The organism is Mumia quercus (assembly GCF_025506335.1).
Classification (GTDB): Bacteria; Actinomycetota; Actinomycetes; order Propionibacteriales; family Nocardioidaceae; genus Mumia; species Mumia quercus.
Window position 1 is genome coordinate 293,106 of sequence record NZ_JANZYO010000005.1, and the last position, 18,556, is coordinate 311,661.

Here is an 18,556-nt window from a genome sequence, read left to right on the forward strand (position 1 = left end):
ACTGCGGTGTGAGTCGATACGAGCCAGAAAGGCGCCTGGTGGGTCTGGAACTCTTCGCGCGCGGTGAGCGAGCACAGGACGAGCGTCGGCGGCCGGTCAGGTCGAAGGCGGTCGGGCTCGGTTTCGCCGTCGCAGCGATCGTGCTGCTGAGTGGTTGTTCGCCCGATTCCCCGAGCGAGTGGGAGCGCCTGGCGCTTCCGCCGGGTGCGAGCGATCGCGTCGACTACATGTTCGTGCTGTGGGTCGCCGCGTGGATCGCGTGCGCCGTGGTCGTCGTGCTGATCCTGGGACTGATGTTCTGGGCGATGGTGCGCTACCGGCGCCGTCCGGGCAACGAGGTCCCCTCTCAGCTGCGCTACCACCTGCCGCTCGAGGTGCTCTACACCGTCGCGCCGGTCATCGTCGTCGCGATCTTCTTCGCGCAGACGGTGAAGTCGCAGACGGGCATGCTCGAGGAGGTCGAAGACCCCGAGCATCACATCACCGTCGTGGGCAGCAAGTGGCAGTTCACCTTCAACTACCTCGACGAAGAGGCGACGGGGGGCACGCCGGTCTTCGACTACGGCGACACCGCCGACCCGACCGAGCTCTGGCTCCCGGTCGACGAGTCCGTCCGCTTCGACCTCGTGTCGCCGGACGTCAACCACTCGTTCTGGATCCCCGAGTTCTACTTCAAGCAGGACATCATCCCCGGTCGTGAGGGCTCGTTCGACGTGACCCCGACCCGCGAGGGCGTCTTCACCGGCCGCTGCGCCGAGCTCTGCGGCCTGTACCACACGCGCATGATCTTCAAGGTGAACGTCGTCTCCCGCGAGGAGTACGACGCCCACCTCCAGCAGCTGCAGGCTGCTGGCCAGATCGGTGAGCCGCAGGGTGGCGTCGAGGCCAACCAGATCGCGGGCCTCGCCGAGGCGCAGAACGCAGAGAACGGAGAGCACGAGTGACCGCCGTTGCCGAACCTCTGAGCGAGACCACGCAGCGTCGGCCTCTGGGCAAGCGCGTCGTCTCGATGCTCACGACGACCGATCACAAGCAGATCGGGACGATGTACCTGGTCTCGTCGTTCGCGTTCTTCCTGATCGGCGGCATCCTCGCTCTGCTGATCCGTGCCGAGCTCGCCGCTCCGGGCACGCAGATCGTCGACGAAGAGACGTACAACCAGCTCTTCACGATGCACGGCACGATCATGCTGCTGATGTTCGCGACGCCGCTGTTCGTCGGCTTCGCGAACTGGATCATGCCGCTGCAGATCGGCTCGCCCGACGTCGCCTTCCCACGACTGAACATGTTCAGCTTCTGGCTGTTCGTCTTCGGCAGCTCGCTGGCGGTCGCCGGCTTCTTCGTCCCGGGCGGTGCGGCCAGCTTCGGTTGGTTCGCGTACGTGCCGCTGTCGGACGCGGTGAACTCGCCGGGCGTCGGCGGTGACATGTGGGTCCTCGGCCTCTACATGTCGGGCTTGGGGACGATCCTCGGTGCGGTCAACTTCGTGACCACGATCTTCACGATGCGCGCCCCCGGCATGACGATGTTCCGGATGCCGATCTTCACCTGGAACGTGCTCGTCACGAGCCTCCTGGTGCTCATCGCCTTCCCGATCCTCGCCGCTGCGCTCCTGGCGCTGTACGCCGACCGTCAGCTCGGCACCCACGTCTTCGACGCGGCGACGGGCGGTCCGATCCTCTGGCAGCACCTGTTCTGGTTCTTCGGGCATCCAGAGGTCTACATCATCGCCCTACCGTTCTTCGGCATCATCAGCGAGATCCTGCCCGTCTTCAGCCGCAAGCCGATCTTCGGCTACATCGGTCTGGTCGCGGCGACCCTCGCGATCGCGGCCCTCTCGGTCGCGGTGTGGGCCCACCACATGTTCGTCACCGGAGCGGTGGACCTCGCGTTCTTCTCCTTCATGACGTTCTTGATCGCGGTCCCGACCGGCGTGAAGTTCTTCAACTGGATCGGCACGCTATGGGGCGGGTCCATCAGCTTCGACACGCCGCTGGTGTTCTCGCTCGGCTTCCTCACGACCTTCCTCCTGGGCGGTCTGACCGGTGTCATCCTGGCCTCGCCGGCCCTGGACTTCCACCTGTCCGACTCGTACTTCGTGGTCGCCCACTTCCACTACGTGGTCTTCGGCACGGTCGTGTTCGCGATGTTCGCCGGGTTCTACTACTGGTGGCCGAAGTGGACGGGCCACATGCTCAACGAGCGCCTCGGCAAGGTCCACTTCTGGCTGCTGTTCGTCGGCTTCCACCTGACGTTCCTCGTCCAGCACTGGCTGGGTGTCGAGGGCATGCCGCGCCGGTACGCCGACTACTCGCCGTCTGACGGCTTCACGACGCTCAACCAGGTCTCCACGATCGGTGCCGTGCTGCTCGCGATCTCCACGCTGCCGTTCTTCTACAACGTGTGGATCTCGCGCACCAACCCCAAGGTCGGCGTCGACGACCCGTGGGGCTGGGGCCGCTCGCTCGAGTGGGCGACGTCGAGCCCGCCGCCGCGCCACAACTTCACCTCGCTGCCGCGGATCCGCTCCGAGAGCCCGGCCTTCGACCTCCACCACCCGGAGCTCTCGATGCTCGAGCACGCGGACAACGACTTCGACAGCCCGTTCGCCGACGCTCCGGATCTCTCGGGCCACGAAGAGTCGCTCCGCGAGCGCACTGACGACACCCCGGAAGGTGGTACCCGATGAAGGCGGAAGCCTGGATCATCGCGTCCGTCTCGGTCTTCCTCGTGATCGTGACGCCGATCTACTGGATCGCGTCCGAGGACCCGACCGGCACGACGGCCCTGGTGATGGCGGCCCTGCTGGCGCTCCTGCTCACCTTCTTCCTCGGTGTGGTCGCCAAGCAGATCCCGGCGCGTCTGGAGGACCGCGACGACGCCGAGATCGCCGAGGGCGCCGGCGAGTACGGCTTCTACCCTCCCTGGAGCTGGTGGCCGCTGTGGTCCGCCCTGGCCATCCTCGTGATGCTGATCGGCGCCATCTTCGGCTGGTGGCTCTTCGCGATCGCGAGCGTGTTCGGCGTGATCGCGCTCTGCGGCTGGGTCTTCGAGTACTACCGCGGGCTCTACGCCCACTGATCCTCGCCTCACGGCGTCGTACGGCCTCCTCGGGTAGCGGTTGCTACCCTGGGGAGGCCGTACGTACGTATGTTCGAGGGGGATCATGAAGGTTCACGCTCGCAGGTCCGTCATGCCATCAGGACGCCGAGGGATCGGCGTCCTCCTCGTGGCGGTCCTCGTGGCCGGCTGCAGCTCGGCCGGAGGCGACGACGCTGACAGCGACCGCGCAGGCGCCGCGGCGACCGCATCTTCGTCGCCTACCCCGGAGACCGAGCTGACCTTCAACGTCGAGGACGGAGCGCGCAACGTTCCTGTCGACACGGAAGTCACCGTCGGGGCGGCCCGCGGGACGATCACCGCGGTCAGCGCCCACTACGGTGGCCGGGCGACCCGTAAGACGTCCCTCAAGGGCGATCTGACGCCCGACGGCACGTCCTGGGCGGCGTCGTCCCTCCTCGAGCCGGGCAAGCGCTACACCCTCGCTGTGACGACGCAGGACGAGGACGGCCGCTCGGCGACCGAGTCGCGGCAGTTCCGTACGCAGGACTTGTCGCTCGACCAGCAGGCGTACGCGTCGGTGTCGCCGCGCGACGGTGAGACCGTCGGGGTCGCGATGCCCGTCATCGTGCGCTTCGACATCCCGGTGAAGCGCCGGGCCGAGGTCGAGAAGCGGCTCGTCGTCACCTCCACCCCCAAGGTCGACGGCACGTGGAGCTGGGTGAGCGACTCCGAGGTCCACTACCGGCCACGCACGTACTGGCCCGCCGGCACCAAGGTGAAGGTGCATGCCGGCATCAACGGCGTCCGTACGGCCAAGGGCGTCTGGGGCCAGGAGGACCGGGACACGTCGTTCCAGGTCACCAAGCGTGCGGTCACGACTGTCGTCGACGTCGCGCGCCACAAGGCGACCGTGAAGATCAACGGCAAGGTTGCGCGCGTCCTCCCCGCGACGACCGGCAAGCCGGGGTTCCAGACCCGCAACGGCACCAAGGTCATCATGGAGAAGTACCCGTCGAAGCGGATGGACGCCGCCACGACCGGCATCTCCGAGGGCGACTCGGAGTACTACAACATCGAGAACGTCCGGTACGCCATGCGCGTCACCAACTCGGGGGAGTTCATCCACGCTGCTCCCTGGTCGACCGGCTCGCAGGGGAGTGCCAACGTCAGCCACGGCTGCACCGGGCTCAGCACGAGCAACGCGGCATGGCTCTACGGGATCTCCCACATCGGTGATCCCGTGAAGTTCGTCAACTCCGACCGCAAGGTCCTGGAGCCCCAGAACGGCTGGACCGACTGGAACATCTCGTACGCCCAGTTCGCCAAGGGCTCCGCCCTCTCCTGACCGCGAGAGACCCCCGCACCACCGGCGAGAGACCCCCGTACCGGCGGCGAGAGAGCTCCGTACCGGCGGCGAGAGACCTCCGTACGGAGGTCTCTCGCGAGACATAGAGAGGTCTCTCGCGAGGGGTGCGGGGGTCTCTCGCGAGGGGAAAGGGGAAGGCCCCGCCCCCCGAGTGGGGGAGCGGGGCCTTCGCCTGAGCGAGCTCAGTGGTGCTTCGGAACACCCGTCTCGCTGACGCCGGAGAAATCGTCCGGGAAGTCGTGCGGCGGGTAGACCTCGTCGTGGAAGTGGTGCTCGGACTCCACGACCTCCTCACGCGTCGGCTTGTCGACGTCGTGGGCGTAGAAGAACCGCTTGGCCCACGCTCGCAGACGCGCCTTGCGGCCCTCCGGGTTGCGGACACCGTCCTCGTCCTCGGCCTCCGGAGCGGTGAGTTCCGGCACGCGCGGCCGCGCAGTGAGCGTGTAGGCCACGTCCGTCGGCAGGGGAGCGTGCGCCTCGGCGTACGACCCCTCGGGGGAGCGGACGATGATGCCCGTCTCGTACCCGTGAAGCACGGCGTCGTTGTCCTTGCGCTGCAGGCTGATGCAGATCCGGCGCGTGATGATGAACGCGATGACCGGTCCGACGAAGACGCCGATCCGCGCCAGCCAGGTGATGGTGAAGATGTCCAGGTTGAACTTCAGCGCGATGATGTCGTTGCCGCCGGCGATCCAGCAGATGCCGTAGAACGTCATCCCGGCGACGCCGAACGCCGTACGGGTCGGGGCGTTGCGCGGGCGCTGGAGCAGGTGGTGCTCCTTCTTGTCGCCGGTGACCCAGGACTCGAAGAACGGCCAGATCGCCAGCACCGTGAAGAGCAGACCCATGAGGAGCACAGCCGGGATGAAGACGTTCAGCGAGAAGGTCTCCGGACCGATCGTGAACTCCCAGTTGGGCATGATGCGGACCGCGCCCTCGACCCAGCCCATGTACCAGTCCGGCTGCGAGCCGGCGGTGACCTCGGACGGGTTGTACGGGCCGTAGGTCCAGATCGGGTTGATCTGGATGACCGCTGCCATCAGTGCCGTGAAGCCGAAGACGACGAAGAAGAAGCCGCCGGCCTTGGCCGCGTACACGGGGAGCATCGGGTAGCCGACGACGTTCTTCTCGGTACGACCGGGGCCAGGCCACTGCGTGTGCTTGTGGTAGACGAGCAGCAGCATGTGGGCAGCGATCAGGCCGAGCAGGATGCCTGGCAGCAAGAAGATGTGCGCCATGTAGAGACGCGCGATGATCAGCTCACCCGGGAACTCGCCACCGAAGACGAAGAACTCGAGGTAGCTGCCGACGATCGGGATCGAGCGGATCAGCCCGTCGACGAAGCGCAGGCCCGTGCCCGAGAGAAGGTCGTCGGGGAGCGAGTAGCCGGCGAAGCCCTCGATCAGGCCGACGGCGAAGAGGCCGATGCCGATCAGCCAGTTGATCTCGCGCGGCTTGCGGTACGCGCCCGTGAAGAACACGCGCAGCATGTGGGCCATCAGCGCCGCCATGAAGAGCGCTGCGGCCCAGTGGTGGATCTGACGGACCAGCAGACCGCCGCGGATGTCGAAGGAGATGTTGAGCGTCGAGGCGTACGCCTGTGACATCTCGAGCCCCCTCAACGGCTCGTACGAGCCGTTGTAGGGCACCTCGGCCATGCTCGGCTGGAACCAGAACGTCAGGAACGTCCCGGTCAGCAGGAGCACGACGAAGCTCCAGAGCGCGATCTCACCGAGCAGGAACGACCAGTGGTCGGGGAAGACCTTGCGGATGTTCTTGCGGACGACACCGGCCAGGCCGAGACGGTCGTCCAACCACTCGACAGGACCGGCGGACTTCTTGCCGAAGTTCGTGTCCTTGAGCGGCGTTGCCGTGGGGCTTGCTGTCTCAGTCACGGTGCTGGTTCACCTCAGGGAAGCTCGGGCCGACCGGCTCGTGGAAGTCGCTGGTGGCGATGAGGTAGCCCTCCGCATCCACCGCGAGCGGGAGCTGCGGGAGAGGGCGCTTGCCGGGGCCGAAGATGACCTTGCCGCCGTCGGCGAGGTCGTACGTGGTCTGGTGGCACGGGCAGAGCAGGTGGTGCGTCTGCTGCTCCCAGAGGCTGATCGGGCAGCCGACGTGCGTGCAGATCTTGGAGTAGACCATGATGCCGTCCACGTCCCAGTTGGCCTGTCCCTTGCGAGGCTTGATGTCCTCGGGACGGATCCGGACCGCGATGACGGACGCCTTCGCCTTGGCCTGGAGGAGCTTCGTGCCGTGGAACAGCGCGTGGCCGTGGCTGTCGGTCTCGAAGAACACGGCCGGCTGGGCGTTGACCAGCTGGCCGACCTCGATGTCACCCGGACGCAGCGGGATGCCCGAGACGTCGTTGACGACGCGCATCCCCTTGCGCCAGACGGTGTGGAACAGCTTGTTGCCCGGAAGCGGGCCGAGGTCGCGGAGCATCACGATCGCAGGGAGGCCCAGGATCGCGACGGCACCGATGAGGGAGCGCCGGATGAGCGGACGACGGCCGAAGCCGGAGTCCGAGACACCCTCGTCCAGGACCTCGAGGGCAGCCTCGCGGTCGTCGTCGGACGAGCGCGCCGGGTGACGCATCTCGATGACCTCGTGGTCGTTCATCAGCTTCTTGGCCCACTGGATGGCGCCGATGCCGATGAGGAACAGCGCGCCGCCGAGGGTCAGGCCGAGGGCGAGGTTCAGGGAGAACCAGCCGAAGATCTCGGCGTCCTTCGGGATGGCGAAGTACGCGACGCAGAAGCCGATCGTCAGGATGATCGCGGCCGTGAACATGCCGGCGACCTGGCGCTCGGCACGCTTCTCGAGCTTGGGATCGACGTCGGTCGGACGCGGAAGGTGCTCAGGCAGCCCCGGGTTCTCGATCGGCTCGGCAGGCTCGATGTCGTTGCGCGCCGGCGTGGCGAGCTCGTCGCTCGTCGGCTTGGCGACGCCGTCCGTCGGCTGCTCGTGGGATTCGGAGCTCATGACCTCTTCTTCTTCACCCGGGCGCCGTGCGCTGCCAGCCAGACGGCGACAGCGACGAGACCGCCGATTCCGATGATCCAGGCAAACATGCCGTCGACGACAGGACCGAGGCCGCCGCCGCCGAAGCCGCCCTGCGGCTGCGCCTGCACGTTCTTGATGTAGGCGATGATGGCGCGCTTGTCCTCAGGAGTGATGACGTCGTCGTTGAAGACGGGCATCTGCTGAGGACCGGTCTGCATGGCCTCGTAGATGTGCTTGCCGCTGACGTCGCGCAGCGTGGGGGCGTAGCGGCCGCTGGGGAGAGCGCCGCCGGCGCCGACCGAGTTGTGGCATGCGGTGCAGTTCGTGCGGAAGAACTCCCCGCCGCGCGTCAGCTCCTCCTGGGAGACGTCCGACACGTCGGTGTACTCCTCGTCGGGGACGGCCGGGCCGGGGCCGAGGGACGCGACGTACGCGGCGAGCGCCTCGGTCTCCTCCTCGTCGTACACGGGGTCCTTGCGGGGAGCCTGCGGGGCGGTCTGCGCCATCGGCATACGCCCGGTGCCGACCTGGAAGTCGACGGCGGCCGCGCCGACACCGATCAGCGACGGGCCGTAGTTGCCGTCGCTGCGGGTCATGATGCCCTCGGCGTTCAGGCCGTGGCAGCTGGCGCACCCGACGAGGAAGAGCTCGCGGCCCTGCTCGATCTTGGCCGTGTCACCTGCGGTGTCGGCCTGGGCCTTGCCGGGGGCGAAGGCGTAGTACAGCGCGCCCGCGAGGAGCAGGCCGAAGAGCAGCACCGCGTAGCCCGCGAGCGGGTGCCTTCGGTGGGTGGACAAGAACCGCACGGAGTGAACCTCGTTCCCCTTGCCAGCGACGTCCCCGAAGGGACGTCATCTTTCGATTAAAGCCTTGTTTACGTTCTTCTGTTGAAGGTTCGCCGCTGGAGCCGCCGAGGACGGGCAGCGGCGAGCCCGTTACTGCAGGGCGTAGATCGTCAGGAAGAGCCCGACCCACACGATGTCGACGAAGTGCCAGTAGTACGAGACGACGATCGCCGAGATGGCCTGCTCGTGCGTGAAGCGCCTCGCCATGAACGTGCGGCCGATGACCAGCAGGAAGGCGATCAGGCCGCCGATGACGTGGATGCCGTGGAAGCCCGTCGCGAGGTAGAACGTGGACCCGTACCCGGACGAGGAGAGCGTGATGCCGTGGTGCACGAGCTCGACGTACTCCAGCGCCTGACCGGCGACGAAGACCGCGCCCATGATGTAGGTCAGGGCGAACCACTCGCGGAGGCCCCACTCACGGAACTGCCAGATCTTGCCGGTGCGCCCGACCTTGCCGCGCTCGGCGGCGAAGACGCCCCACTGGCAGGCGACCGACGAGAGCACGAGGATCGTGGTGTTCGCGGTGGCGAACGGGATGTTCAGCTTGGCGGTCTCGAGCGCCCAGAGCTCGGGGCTGACCGCGCGGATCGTGAAGTACGCGGCGAAGAGCGCCGCGAAGAACATCAGCTCGCTGGAAAGCCAGACCACAGTTCCGACCGTGACCTGCGACGGTCGGTTGGGCTGCCCGTGCAGGCGGGATGCTGGGATCACAGATGTCGTCGCCACGGGTGTCATTATTAACCCCCGGGGTAGGCGAGGCATCCCCGACCCCTGCCTGAAGTGCCTCGGGACTCGCTACCATCGCGCTGTGAGCGATCCCAGCACCGAAGTCGCGTCCGAACGCCAGACCTCCCTCCGCGTCCTCGTCTACTCCGACGACTCCGGCACGCGGGCCGAGGTGGTGAGCGCCCTGGGGCGCAGGATCCACCCGGACCTCCCGCCGGTCGAGTACGTCGAGTGCGCCACCCTGCCGGTCGTCCTGCAGCAGATGGACGCCGGCCGCATCGACCTGGCGATCCTGGACGGCGAGGCTACTCCTGCCGGTGGCATGGGGGTAGCCCGTCAGCTGAAGGACGAGATCTACCGCTGCCCGCCGCTGCTGGTGCTGACCGGCCGCGAGCAGGACGCCTGGCTCGCGACGTGGTCGCGCGCCGACGGCGTCTCGCACCACCCGGTCGACCCGCTGCGTCTCGCCGACGCCGTCCTCGCCCTCCTGGCGCCCGCCTCGGCGGCGTCGGCATGACCCTGGCCTCCCCTCGCTGGCCGGAGGTCCTGGGCGCGCTCGTCGCCGGCGACGACCTCTCGTCGGAGCAGACGTCCTGGGCGATGGAGGAGATCCTCAGCGGCAACGCGACTCCGGCGCAGATCGCGGGCTTCGCGGTGGGGCTGCGGGCCAAGGGGGAGACGGTGGCCGAGGTCGAAGGGCTGGCCGCCACGATGCTCGAGCATGCCCGCACGATCGAGGTCCCGGGCCGTACGGTCGACATCGTCGGCACCGGCGGTGACCGTGCCAAGACGGTCAACATCTCCACGATGTCGGCGGTCACGATGCGTGGTGCCGGCGCCCTCGTGGTGAAGCACGGCAACCGGGCCGCCTCGAGCGCCAGCGGCGCCGCCGACGTCCTCGAGAAGCTCGGGGTCCGGCTCGACCTCACGCCGGAGCGCGTGGCCGCGCTGGCCAGCGAGACAGGGATCACGTTCTGCTTCGCGCCGGTGTTCCACGCGTCGTTCCGCTTCACCGCGGCTCCGCGCAAGGAGCTCGGTATCCCGACGGCGTTCAACTTCCTCGGGCCCTTGACCAACCCGTCCCGTCCCGCAGCGATGGCCGTCGGGGTCGCCGACGCCCGGATGGCCTCGGTCGTGGCCGGCGTGTTCGCCCGCCGCGGCGTCGACGCCCTGGTCTTCCGCGGCGACGACGGGCTCGACGAGATCACCACCACGACGACGTCGCGGGTGTGGGTCGTGGCGGGCCCGGAGGGCGAGAAGTCGGTCTCTGAGCAGGCTTTCGACCCCCGCGACCTCGGGTTCACGCTCTCGGCGGCCGAGGCGCTGCGGGGCGGCGACCCCGCCTACAACGCCGAGGTGTTCCGGCGGGTGCTCGAGGGTGAGCAGGGGCCGGTCCGCGACGCAGTGGTGCTCAACGCCGGTGCGGGGCTCGCGGCGTACGAGGGGTCGACCGACGACCTCCTCACGCGCATGGAGCGCAGCACGGCGAAGGCGCGCGAGGCGCTCGACTCCGGCGCCGCGCTGCGGGCGCTCGACGAGTGGGCGGCAGCCTCGCAGCGCGACGCCTGAGACCTACTCGAACTCCCCGCCGATGCTGAAGGCCGACTCGAGGTCGTGCTGGGAGTACGTGCGGAACGCGATGTGGGTCTCGGTCGACCGGACGCCGGCGACCTTGTTGACGCGGTCGGCGACGACGTCGGCGATGTCCTCGGTGCGGCGCACGCGCACCAGCGCGATCAGGTCGATGTGCCCGGTGACCGAGTAGACCTCGCTGACGCCCTCCAGGGCCGCGATCTCCTCCGCGACCTCGGGGATGCGGTCGACCTCGGCGTTGATGAACACGATCGCAGTGATCACGGGCCCTCCTGGCGGACGAGTCGGGGGTACGCGGGGCAGCCTACTCGTCAGCGGCGCGGCCGGTGCTCGGTGCGCCAGCCGTCGGATCTGGCCTCGTCGAAGGGCGCGGCGACCGCACGCGAGCGCTCGGCCGCCTCGACGATCGAGAGGTGGCGTCCTGCCCCGCGGGCGGGGCTCGCCCACTGGCCGTCGAGGTCGACCAGGCGGATGCCGTCCGACTCCAGCCAGCGCAGCACGAGCTCGGACTCTGCCGCGGTGGCTGCCGGCGCCTGCTCCGGCACGACGGTCTCGGCGGTGGAGCGCAGCGCGTCCACCCAGGCGCGCGAGGGGGCGGAGGCCGGCATGACGCCGGAGGCGACCAGCCGACCGTGCCGGACGACGTGGACCTCCCACTCCCGCCAGGAGGGGTCGAGAGGACGCGCTGCAACGACCTCGGCGCACGACAGGAGCGCGGAGAGTCGCTGACTGCGGTGCGTCGCCTGGAGCAGGGTGACCAGGCGGTCGCGCTCCCGTGCGGCGTCCTCGAAGCGGCTCTGTGAGGCGAGGGTCCGCATGCGGGTGGTGGAGGCGGCGACGACCTCGAAGGGGTCGGCGACGATCGCGGTACGGACACGCGCGACCTCCGCGGCGTACTCGGCCGTGGTGGTCGACCCGTCGCAGGGTGAGAGGCAGCCCTCCATCTCGGCGAGGGCGCACGCCGTGCGCGAGGGACGCAGCGGGAGACGTCCCGAGCACTGACGGATGCGGAAGGCCTCGTACAGCGCCGCGGCGGCCCGCTCCGCCGTGGCACGCCGGGTGAACGGCCCCAGGTAGTCGGCGTCGTCGTCGGTCTTTCGGACGTACGACAGCCGTGGCCACGGCTCCCGGGTGAGCTTGATCCAGGTGGCGCGCTCCGGATGGCGCGAACGCCGGTTGTACGGAGGCTTGTGGTGCGCGATCAGGCGCAGCTCGCGCACCTGTGCCTCGAGGGCGGTGGCGCAGGTGATGCCTTCGACCCGCGTGGCGAGGGTGATCATCTCGCCCATCCGGGTGCGGGTCTCGCTCGAGGTGAAGTACGACCGGACCCGGGTGCGGAGGTCTTTCGACGTGCCGACGTACAGGACGTGGTCGTGACGGTCGCGGAACAGGTACACGCCCGGAGAGCGGGGGAGGTGGTCGGCCAGCCGGCTCTTCTTGCGCTGGGCGGCGCTGACGCGCGCGCTGAAGGTCGCGAGCTCCTCCATCGTCGACACACCCATCGTGCCGACGCGCTCGAGCAGCGCGTGGAGCACGTCCACGGTGGCCCGGGCGTCGGCGAGGGCGCGGTGGTTCGGGGTCGTCGTCGAGCGGAAGTGGCGCGCGAGGGTCCCGAGCTTGCAGTTGGGGACCTCGTCGCGGACGAGCGCGCGGCGCGCCAGGCGTGCGGTGTCCAGCGTCTCGAAACCCGGCCACGGAAGGTCGAGCGCGGTCGCGAAGTGCTTGAGGAAGCCCACGTCGAAAGGCGCGTTGTGCGCGACGAGGACGCACCCGCGGGCGAACTCCAGGAACGAGGGCAGCGCCTCACCGATGCGGGGAGCTCCCACGACCATCGCGTCGGTGATGCCGGTCAGGACGGTGATGAACGTCGGGATCTCGCCCTCGGGGTCGACGAGGGTCTGGAACTCGCCGAGCACCTCGCCGCCGCACACCTTCACCGCGCCGATCTCGGTGATCATCGAGCCGGCGGCGGCAGAGCCGCCCGTCGTCTCCAGGTCGACGACGCAGAAGGTGACGGCGGAGAGGTCGCGACCCAGCTCGTCGAGGGTCCCCTGGACGGCCGTCGCAGGGGCGGGGGAGGGGGCTGTCATGACGCTGACGTTAGGTCGGCGCTCTGACAGGACGGACGGATCCCCGCGACGTACGGCGTGTCGGTGCCCCGGCTTTCTGTCAGCCTGCCGACGTAGCGTGCCGAGCATGAACGAATCTCGCGTGCTCCACCAGCAGCCGGGACCGGCGACGGGCCACGGCGAGTCCTTCACGATCGACTGCGGCCGCTGTCTGGCCAGGCCGGCGGCCTGCGGCGACTGCGTCGTCACCGCCCTCCTCGGACCCCCCGACGACGCCGTCAGCCTCGACGCCGAGGAGGGCGCGGCGCTCGCCGCGCTGAGCACGGCCGGACTGCTGCCTCCGCTGCGTCTGGTGACCGCCGTCGAGAGCCCGGACGGCGAGGAGGAGTGAGCAGCGACACCCGTCCACAACCGGTCGGGCTGCCTCGTTGATTCTTGGCCCCGACCTTGCGTAGGGTGAGGCTCGCGTGCCTGAGGAGTTCTCTACCCCGGAGGGCGCAGGCACGCCGCCTAGTTCGGCCGAGATCCCCCGATCGACGCTGGAGCCGGGGACCCACATGTTCCTGGGGTGAATCCGCGCTGCACCCGGCGCGGAAGGGCACGTTCTTGGCCCGAACCCGTCAGCTCACCCGGTAGGCGTCGAGAACGCGAAGGAGACCGTCCGACGTGCGGAACGGCCGGAAGCTGTCGATGAGGGCAGCTGTCGCCGCTGGCTCAGGAGTGGTTCTCGCCGCGACGCTCAGCGCGTCGCCGAGCGCAGCAGATCCCCAGACGCCGAGCCTCTCGGAGGCCCAGCGCAAGGTGGCGAAGCTCAGCCACGAAGCCGAGCAGGCGAACGAGCGCTACCTCGAGCTCAAGACCGAGGTCGACAGCGCCAAGAAGCAGATCAAGAAGCTCCGCGCCGACGTCAAGGCGCAGGAATCCGAGGTCGACGAGGTCCGCAACGACCTCGCCAAGACCATCACCGACCGTCTGACCAGCTCGCCGATGGGGCCGACGACCCAGCTCCTGGCCAGCGGTGACCCCGACGAGTTCCTCAACGGCCTGGCGGCGCTCCAGTCGTACAACAGCACGCAGGCCGACCGGCTCGCGGCGTTCGAGCGCGAGGCCGACGAGCTCGAGGTACGGCGCAAGCAGCTCTCCTCGAAGCTCGAGGTCATCTCCGACGCCCAGGCGGAGATGAAGAAGCAGCAGACGACGCTCGACAAGCGTGTCGCCGAGGCGGAGGACCTGGTCGAGCGCCTCACGCCCGCCGAGCGCGAAGAGGTCTACAACGGCGACCACGGCGGCACCTCGCGTGGCGACGACGACCGGGCATCGTCCAGCGCGCCCAAGGTGAACGCCTCCGGCCGCGCGAAGAAGGCCATCGACTTCGCCCTCGCGCAGCTCGGTGAGCCGTACTCGTACGGCTCGGCGGGTCCGAACAGCTGGGACTGCTCCGGCCTCACGATGGCCGCGTTCGGTGCGGCCGGCGTGTCGCTCCCGCACTCGTCCGCCGCGCAGTCGCGGATGGGCGCGTCGGTGTCGCGCTCGTCGATGAGCCCCGGCGACCTGGTGTTCTACTACAGCCCGGTCAGCCACGTCGGCATCTACATCGGCAACGGCAAGATCGTCCACGCTCCGCGGCCGGGCCGCAGCGTCGAGGTCGTGGGTGTCGACGTGATGCCCGTGTCGGGGATCCGTCGCGTCGGGTGACGCGCGTCGAGACAGCGTCGGGTGATCTCACCCGGTGACCTCGCCTTCACCTACGACTGAGCCCCGGTCCACCTCGCGGTGGGCCGGGGCTCAGTCGTACGCGGTGCGCGCCCTGCGCTACTGGTAGAGCGCCTCGACGTCGTCGCGGTGCTCGCGCATCACGACGTTGCGCTTGAGCTTGAGGGTCGGCGTCACCTGGCCGCCCTCCTCGGTCCAGTCGATCGGCAGGATGCGGAACTTGCGGATCGACTCTGCGCGCGAGACGTGCGTGTTGGCCTCGTCGACCGCGAGCTGGATCGCGGCGATGACGTCGGCGTCCTCGGCCAGCTCGGCGATCGGGGTGTCGGCCGGGCGGCCCTGCTGCTCGAGCCAGGGGCCGACGGCCTCGGCGTCGAGCGTGACGAGCGCGCCGACGAACGGCTTGCCCTCACCGACGACGACGGCCTGGCTGACGAGGACGTGCGCACGGATGCGGTCCTCGAGCACGGCCGGGACGACGTTCTTGCCGCCGGCGGTGACGATGATCTCCTTCTTACGGCCGGTGATCGTCACGAAGCCTTCGGAGTCGATCTCACCGACGTCACCGGTGTGGAACCAGCCGTCGGCGTCGAGCGACGCGGCGGTCGCCTCGGGGGCGTTCCAGTAGCCGCGGAAGACCTGGCCGCCGCGGAACAGCAGCTCGCCATCCTCGGCGACACGGACCTCGGTGCCGGGGAAGGGGCGCCCGACGGTCCCGATCTTGGAGTCGCTGACGATGTTGGCGCAGAGCGCGGCCGTGGTCTCGGTGAGGCCGTAGCCCTCGATGACCGTGATGCCGATACCGGAGAAGAAGTGCGCGAGCCGCTCGCCGAGCGGCGCGCCGCCGGAGATCGCGTGCTCGACGCGACCGCCCATCGCCGCACGCAGCTTGGTGTAGACCAGCTTGTCGAAGAGGGCGTGCTTGACCTTGAGGACCGGGCCGATGCGCTTGCCGGCCTCACGCGCACGGCTGTACGCGATGGCGGTGGAGGTCGCGATGTCGAAGATCTTGCCCTTGCCGGAGGCGTGGGCGTTCTGGCTGGCGCCGTTGTAGACCTTCTCGAAGACTCGCGGCACGGCCAGGATGAACGTCGGCTTGATCTCTGCGAGCTCGGGGAGCAGGTTCTTGACGTCGGGGGTGTGCGAGAGCGCGACCCCGGCGCGGACGGAACCGACCTCGATGATCCGCGCGAAGACGTGCGCCAGCGGCAGGAACAAGAGCGTCACCGCGTCGTCGCGGTCGAAGATCTCGGGGAGGATCTCGATGGCGCCGGCGAGCTCGAACATGAAGTTGGCGTGCGTGAGCTCGGCGCCCTTCGGCCGGCCCGTGGTGCCGGAGGTGTAGATGATCGTCGCGAGGTCGGACGGGGCGACGGCGTCGCGACGTGCGGCGACCTCCTCGTCCGAGACGCTCGACCCGGACACCGCGAGCTGCTCGAGACCGTCGTCGATGCGCCAGAGCAGACGGAGGTCACCGAGCTGGTCACGCGACTCCTCGACCCGCTTGGCGTGGACGTCGCTCTCGACGACGCAACCGACGGCGCCGGAGTCGGCGAGGATCCAGGCGATCTGCTCCACGGAAGACGACTCGTAGATCGGGACGCTGACAGCGCCGATCCACCACAGCGCATAGTCGACCTGGGTCCACTCGTACGACGTCCGGGCGAGGATCCCGACGCGGTCGCCGGAGGCGATGCCGGCAGCGATGAAGCCCTTCGCGAGGCCGACGACCTCGTCGCGGAACTGCGAGATCGAGACGTCGGTCCAGGTGTCGTCCACCTTGCGCTGGAACGCGATCCGACCGGGATCTTTGTCCAGCCACGCCAGCACGTCGTTCGTGATGCTCCCGGTCTCCGGGACCTGGTACGTGGCTGGGGTTGCGTAGGTACGCACGCTGCCTCCGTTCAGAAGTACGGGTACGTCGAGAAGACGTACTCCCCCTCGGGCAGGTTACAGTCATCGCCCGGAGCACCCCGAAAGGAGACCCGATGCCGGCCGTCGATGTGATCGACCAGACGTACGTGGCAGTCCCGCCGCGCGCGTTGCGGAAGGTCCTGTGCGTCGAGGCCGTGTGGGCCGAGGTGGTTCCCGACCTGCAGCTCGCGTGCTTCGAGGACCGCGGCCTCCGAGGGAAGCGCTGGACGGTTTCCGGCGCGCTCGACGGCACCGCGGAGGTGTGGCTCGAGGAGCTTGCCGAAGGCACCGTGGTGCACGTGTTCCTGCAAGCCGACCCGGCGACGCCACCGCGCTCGGAGCGGGCGCGCGTGCGGCTCGACCGGGCGTACCGTGAGCGCCTGAAGCGCTGGGTCACCGACGTGCGCGACACCCTCGACGCGGAGCGCGAGGTCGGGGTCGCTCCGGCCGCGACCGAGCACGCCGCACGCGGGCGTGCCGGGGCTGACAGAAGCGCGCGATAAGGTCGGGGCCAGCACCGATCGCGAAGGAGGCTCTCGATGGCCGATCAGACGACCAGCGACATCGTGGTCGACGCCGAGCCTGGCGCGATCATGGCGGTCATCGCCGACTTCCCGTCCTATCCCTCGTGGGCGACCGGGGTGAAGGAGGCCCAGGTCGTCGCGCTCGACGAGTTCGGAGCCCGCGCGACCGAGGTGCAGTTCGTCCTCGACGCGACGCCGATCCGCGACACCTACACGTTGAGCTACACGTGGGACGGCGACCGCAAGGTCGAGTGGGAGATCGCTGAGCCCGGCACGATGCTCAAGGGCATGGACGGGGCGTACGTCCTCGACGCGCTCGGGGACGGGTCGACCCGCGTCACCTACCGCCTGGCGGTCGAGGTCTCGATCCCGTTGCTCGGGATGCTGCGGCGCAAGGCCGAGAAGGTCATCATCGACACCGCCCTCAAGGGTCTGAAGAAGCGCGTCGAGTCGACGTCGGCGTGACCGTACGCGGACGCGGGCGGACCCGCGTCGTCCTGCTCACCGGCAAGGGCGGCGTCGGCAAGACCACGACCGCTGCGGGGACGGCGGTCCTCGCGGGCGAGCGCGGCGCACGCACGCTCGTGCTGTCGACCGACGCCGCGCACTCGCTCTCCGACGCGTTCGGGGTGGCGCGCGGGGAGGCGACCGACGAGCCGGTGCCGGTGACGGAGTGCGTCTGGATCCAGCAGGTCGACGCACAGCGGCGTCTGGAGGCGTCGTGGGCGTCGATCCAGCGCTACCTGCGTGCGGTGCTCGACGCCGCCGGAGCCGATCCGATCACCGCCGAGGAGATCACGGTGCTCCCCGGCGCCGAGGAGGTGCTGGCCCTGCTGGCGCTGCGCGACCAGGTCGTCTCCGGTGCGTGGGACCTCGTGGTGGTCGACTGCGCGCCGACCGCGGAGACCCTCCGGCTGCTCGCGCTGCCGGAGGCGCTCGGCTGGTACCTCGACCGGCTCGCCACCTCCGGAGCCCGGGTCGCCCGCGCGGTGACGCCGACGCTCGCACGCGCGGCGGGCGTGCCGGTGCCCGAGCCGGGCGTCGGTGAGGCAGCACGGCGCCTGCACGCCGACCTGAGCGAGGTGCGGACGATCCTCGGTGCTCCTGAGTCGACGGTGCGCCTCGTGCTCACGCCCGAGTCGGTGGTCGTCGCCGAGGCACGGCGGGCGCTGACGACGCTGTCGCTCTACGGCTACCGGGTCGACGGTGTCGTCGCGAACCGGGTCTTCCCCGACTCCGGCGACGACCCGTGGCGCCGGAGGTGGGCCGAGACCCAGCGCGAGACGCTGGTGGAGGTGGCGGCGTCGTTCGCGCCGCTCCCGGTGTGGGAGGCGGCGTACGCGTCGCGCGAGCCGGTGGGGGCCGCGGCGCTCGCGGACCTGGCGCGCGGCACCTACGGCGCGTCCGACCCCGTCGCCGTCCCGGACGTCCCCGCGGCGATGGAGGTGGTGCCGCGCGACGACGAGGTGGAGGTCCGGCTGGCGCTGCCGTTCGCGACCGGGGGAGATGTCGGCCTGACCCGGCACGGCTCCGACCTGGTCGTCACCGTGGGGTCGTACCGCCGCGTGCTGGCGCTGCCGACGATGCTCTCCCGTCACACGGTGAGCGGTGCTCACCTCGACGCCGGCCGGCTCGCCGTACGCTTCGTGGCGCCGGCCGACGGGCGCGGGACGTGGTGACCGCTGCTGCCCTGGTCGTCCTGCTCGATAGGATCGGGCGACCCCACCCGCGCTG

Annotated in this window: 18 protein-coding genes and 1 riboswitch; of the genes, 11 read left to right on the forward strand and 7 right to left on the reverse strand. The window is 69.4% G+C overall.

Annotated features, from left to right (window positions below):
- Positions 1-38 precede the first annotated feature (38 nt).
- The 4 genes from ctaC (at position 39) to NYZ95_RS13620 (ending at position 4,408) form a co-directional block, all read left to right on the forward strand.
- Complete coding sequence (gene ctaC, locus NYZ95_RS13605) at positions 39-944, forward strand: aa3-type cytochrome oxidase subunit II (RefSeq protein WP_262851853.1); 906 nt, start codon at positions 39-41, stop codon at positions 942-944.
- Positions 941-2,689: an aa3-type cytochrome oxidase subunit I gene (gene ctaD / locus NYZ95_RS13610; protein ID WP_443677479.1), complete on the forward strand. Its 1,749-nt coding sequence runs from the start codon at positions 941-943 to the stop codon at positions 2,687-2,689. The genes ctaC and ctaD overlap by 4 nt, the downstream gene beginning before the upstream one ends.
- On the forward strand, positions 2,686-3,081 hold the full coding sequence (locus NYZ95_RS13615; RefSeq protein ID WP_262851854.1) for a cytochrome c oxidase subunit 4: 396 nt from the start codon (positions 2,686-2,688) through the stop codon (positions 3,079-3,081). Before ctaD ends, NYZ95_RS13615 begins: the two co-directional genes overlap by 4 nt.
- A 112-nt stretch (positions 3,082-3,193) precedes the next feature.
- Positions 3,194-4,408 (forward strand): L,D-transpeptidase, encoded by a 1,215-nt coding sequence (locus NYZ95_RS13620; protein ID WP_262851855.1) that lies wholly within the window; start codon positions 3,194-3,196, stop codon positions 4,406-4,408.
- Positions 4,409-4,611: 203 nt separating this feature from the next.
- On the opposite strand, the gene qcrB is transcribed toward NYZ95_RS13620, so the two are convergent.
- The 4 genes from qcrB to ctaE form a co-directional block, all read right to left on the reverse strand.
- On the reverse strand, positions 4,612-6,324 hold the full coding sequence (gene qcrB / locus NYZ95_RS13625) for a cytochrome bc1 complex cytochrome b subunit (protein ID WP_372500474.1): 1,713 nt from the start codon (positions 6,322-6,324) through the stop codon (positions 4,612-4,614).
- Positions 6,317-7,414: a cytochrome bc1 complex Rieske iron-sulfur subunit gene (gene qcrA / locus NYZ95_RS13630; protein ID WP_262851856.1), complete on the reverse strand. Its 1,098-nt coding sequence runs from the start codon at positions 7,412-7,414 to the stop codon at positions 6,317-6,319. The genes qcrB and qcrA overlap by 8 nt, the downstream gene beginning before the upstream one ends.
- On the reverse strand, positions 7,411-8,241 hold the full coding sequence (gene qcrC / locus NYZ95_RS13635) for a cytochrome bc1 complex diheme cytochrome c subunit (RefSeq protein ID WP_262851857.1): 831 nt from the start codon (positions 8,239-8,241) through the stop codon (positions 7,411-7,413). The genes qcrA and qcrC overlap by 4 nt, the downstream gene beginning before the upstream one ends.
- A gap of 129 nt (positions 8,242-8,370) precedes the next feature.
- The gene (gene ctaE / locus NYZ95_RS13640) at positions 8,371-9,045 is read right to left on the reverse strand and encodes an aa3-type cytochrome oxidase subunit III (protein WP_443677480.1); all 675 of its coding nucleotides are present in this window, start codon (positions 9,043-9,045) and stop codon (positions 8,371-8,373) included.
- Between the two features lie 46 nt (positions 9,046-9,091).
- Here ctaE and NYZ95_RS13645 point away from each other — a divergent pair, with 46 nt between their 5' ends.
- Positions 9,092-9,526 (forward strand): Rv3143 family two-component system response regulator, encoded by a 435-nt coding sequence (locus NYZ95_RS13645; RefSeq protein ID WP_262851859.1) that lies wholly within the window; start codon positions 9,092-9,094, stop codon positions 9,524-9,526.
- Complete coding sequence (gene trpD, locus NYZ95_RS13650) at positions 9,523-10,578, forward strand: anthranilate phosphoribosyltransferase (protein WP_262851860.1); 1,056 nt, start codon at positions 9,523-9,525, stop codon at positions 10,576-10,578. The genes NYZ95_RS13645 and trpD overlap by 4 nt, the downstream gene beginning before the upstream one ends.
- A gap of 3 nt (positions 10,579-10,581) precedes the next feature.
- Here trpD and NYZ95_RS13655 read toward each other — a convergent pair whose 3' ends face one another.
- Both NYZ95_RS13655 and NYZ95_RS13660 read right to left on the reverse strand, forming a co-directional pair.
- On the reverse strand, positions 10,582-10,866 hold the full coding sequence (locus NYZ95_RS13655; protein ID WP_262851861.1) for an Lrp/AsnC family transcriptional regulator: 285 nt from the start codon (positions 10,864-10,866) through the stop codon (positions 10,582-10,584).
- A gap of 47 nt (positions 10,867-10,913) precedes the next feature.
- Positions 10,914-12,692 carry a DEDD exonuclease domain-containing protein gene (locus NYZ95_RS13660; protein ID WP_262851862.1) on the reverse strand — a complete coding sequence of 593 codons (1,779 nt, stop codon included), beginning with the start codon at positions 12,690-12,692 and terminating at the stop codon, positions 10,914-10,916.
- A gap of 106 nt (positions 12,693-12,798) precedes the next feature.
- Between NYZ95_RS13660 and NYZ95_RS13665 the strand changes: the two genes are divergently transcribed.
- Both NYZ95_RS13665 and NYZ95_RS13670 read left to right on the forward strand, forming a co-directional pair.
- On the forward strand, positions 12,799-13,062 hold the full coding sequence (locus NYZ95_RS13665; RefSeq protein ID WP_262851863.1) for a hypothetical protein: 264 nt from the start codon (positions 12,799-12,801) through the stop codon (positions 13,060-13,062).
- A gap of 116 nt (positions 13,063-13,178) precedes the next feature.
- Positions 13,179-13,326, forward strand: a riboswitch (cyclic di-AMP (ydaO/yuaA leader).
- Positions 13,327-13,361: 35 nt separating this feature from the next.
- On the forward strand, positions 13,362-14,366 hold the full coding sequence (locus tag NYZ95_RS13670) for a C40 family peptidase (RefSeq protein ID WP_262851864.1): 1,005 nt from the start codon (positions 13,362-13,364) through the stop codon (positions 14,364-14,366).
- A 117-nt stretch (positions 14,367-14,483) separates the two neighbouring features.
- Here NYZ95_RS13670 and NYZ95_RS13675 read toward each other — a convergent pair whose 3' ends face one another.
- On the reverse strand, positions 14,484-16,277 hold the full coding sequence (locus tag NYZ95_RS13675; protein WP_262851865.1) for an AMP-dependent synthetase/ligase: 1,794 nt from the start codon (positions 16,275-16,277) through the stop codon (positions 14,484-14,486).
- Positions 16,278-16,372: 95 nt separating this feature from the next.
- Here NYZ95_RS13675 and NYZ95_RS13680 point away from each other — a divergent pair, with 95 nt between their 5' ends.
- From NYZ95_RS13680 to NYZ95_RS13690, 3 genes are read left to right on the forward strand one after another with little or no spacing between them, the layout of a single operon-like run.
- Positions 16,373-16,801 (forward strand): hypothetical protein, encoded by a 429-nt coding sequence (locus tag NYZ95_RS13680; protein WP_262851866.1) that lies wholly within the window; start codon positions 16,373-16,375, stop codon positions 16,799-16,801.
- Positions 16,802-16,837: 36 nt separating this feature from the next.
- Complete coding sequence (locus tag NYZ95_RS13685; protein WP_262851867.1) at positions 16,838-17,287, forward strand: SRPBCC family protein; 450 nt, start codon at positions 16,838-16,840, stop codon at positions 17,285-17,287.
- On the forward strand, positions 17,284-18,501 hold the full coding sequence (locus tag NYZ95_RS13690) for an ArsA family ATPase (RefSeq protein WP_262851868.1): 1,218 nt from the start codon (positions 17,284-17,286) through the stop codon (positions 18,499-18,501). The genes NYZ95_RS13685 and NYZ95_RS13690 overlap by 4 nt, the downstream gene beginning before the upstream one ends.
- Positions 18,502-18,556 lie beyond the last annotated feature (55 nt).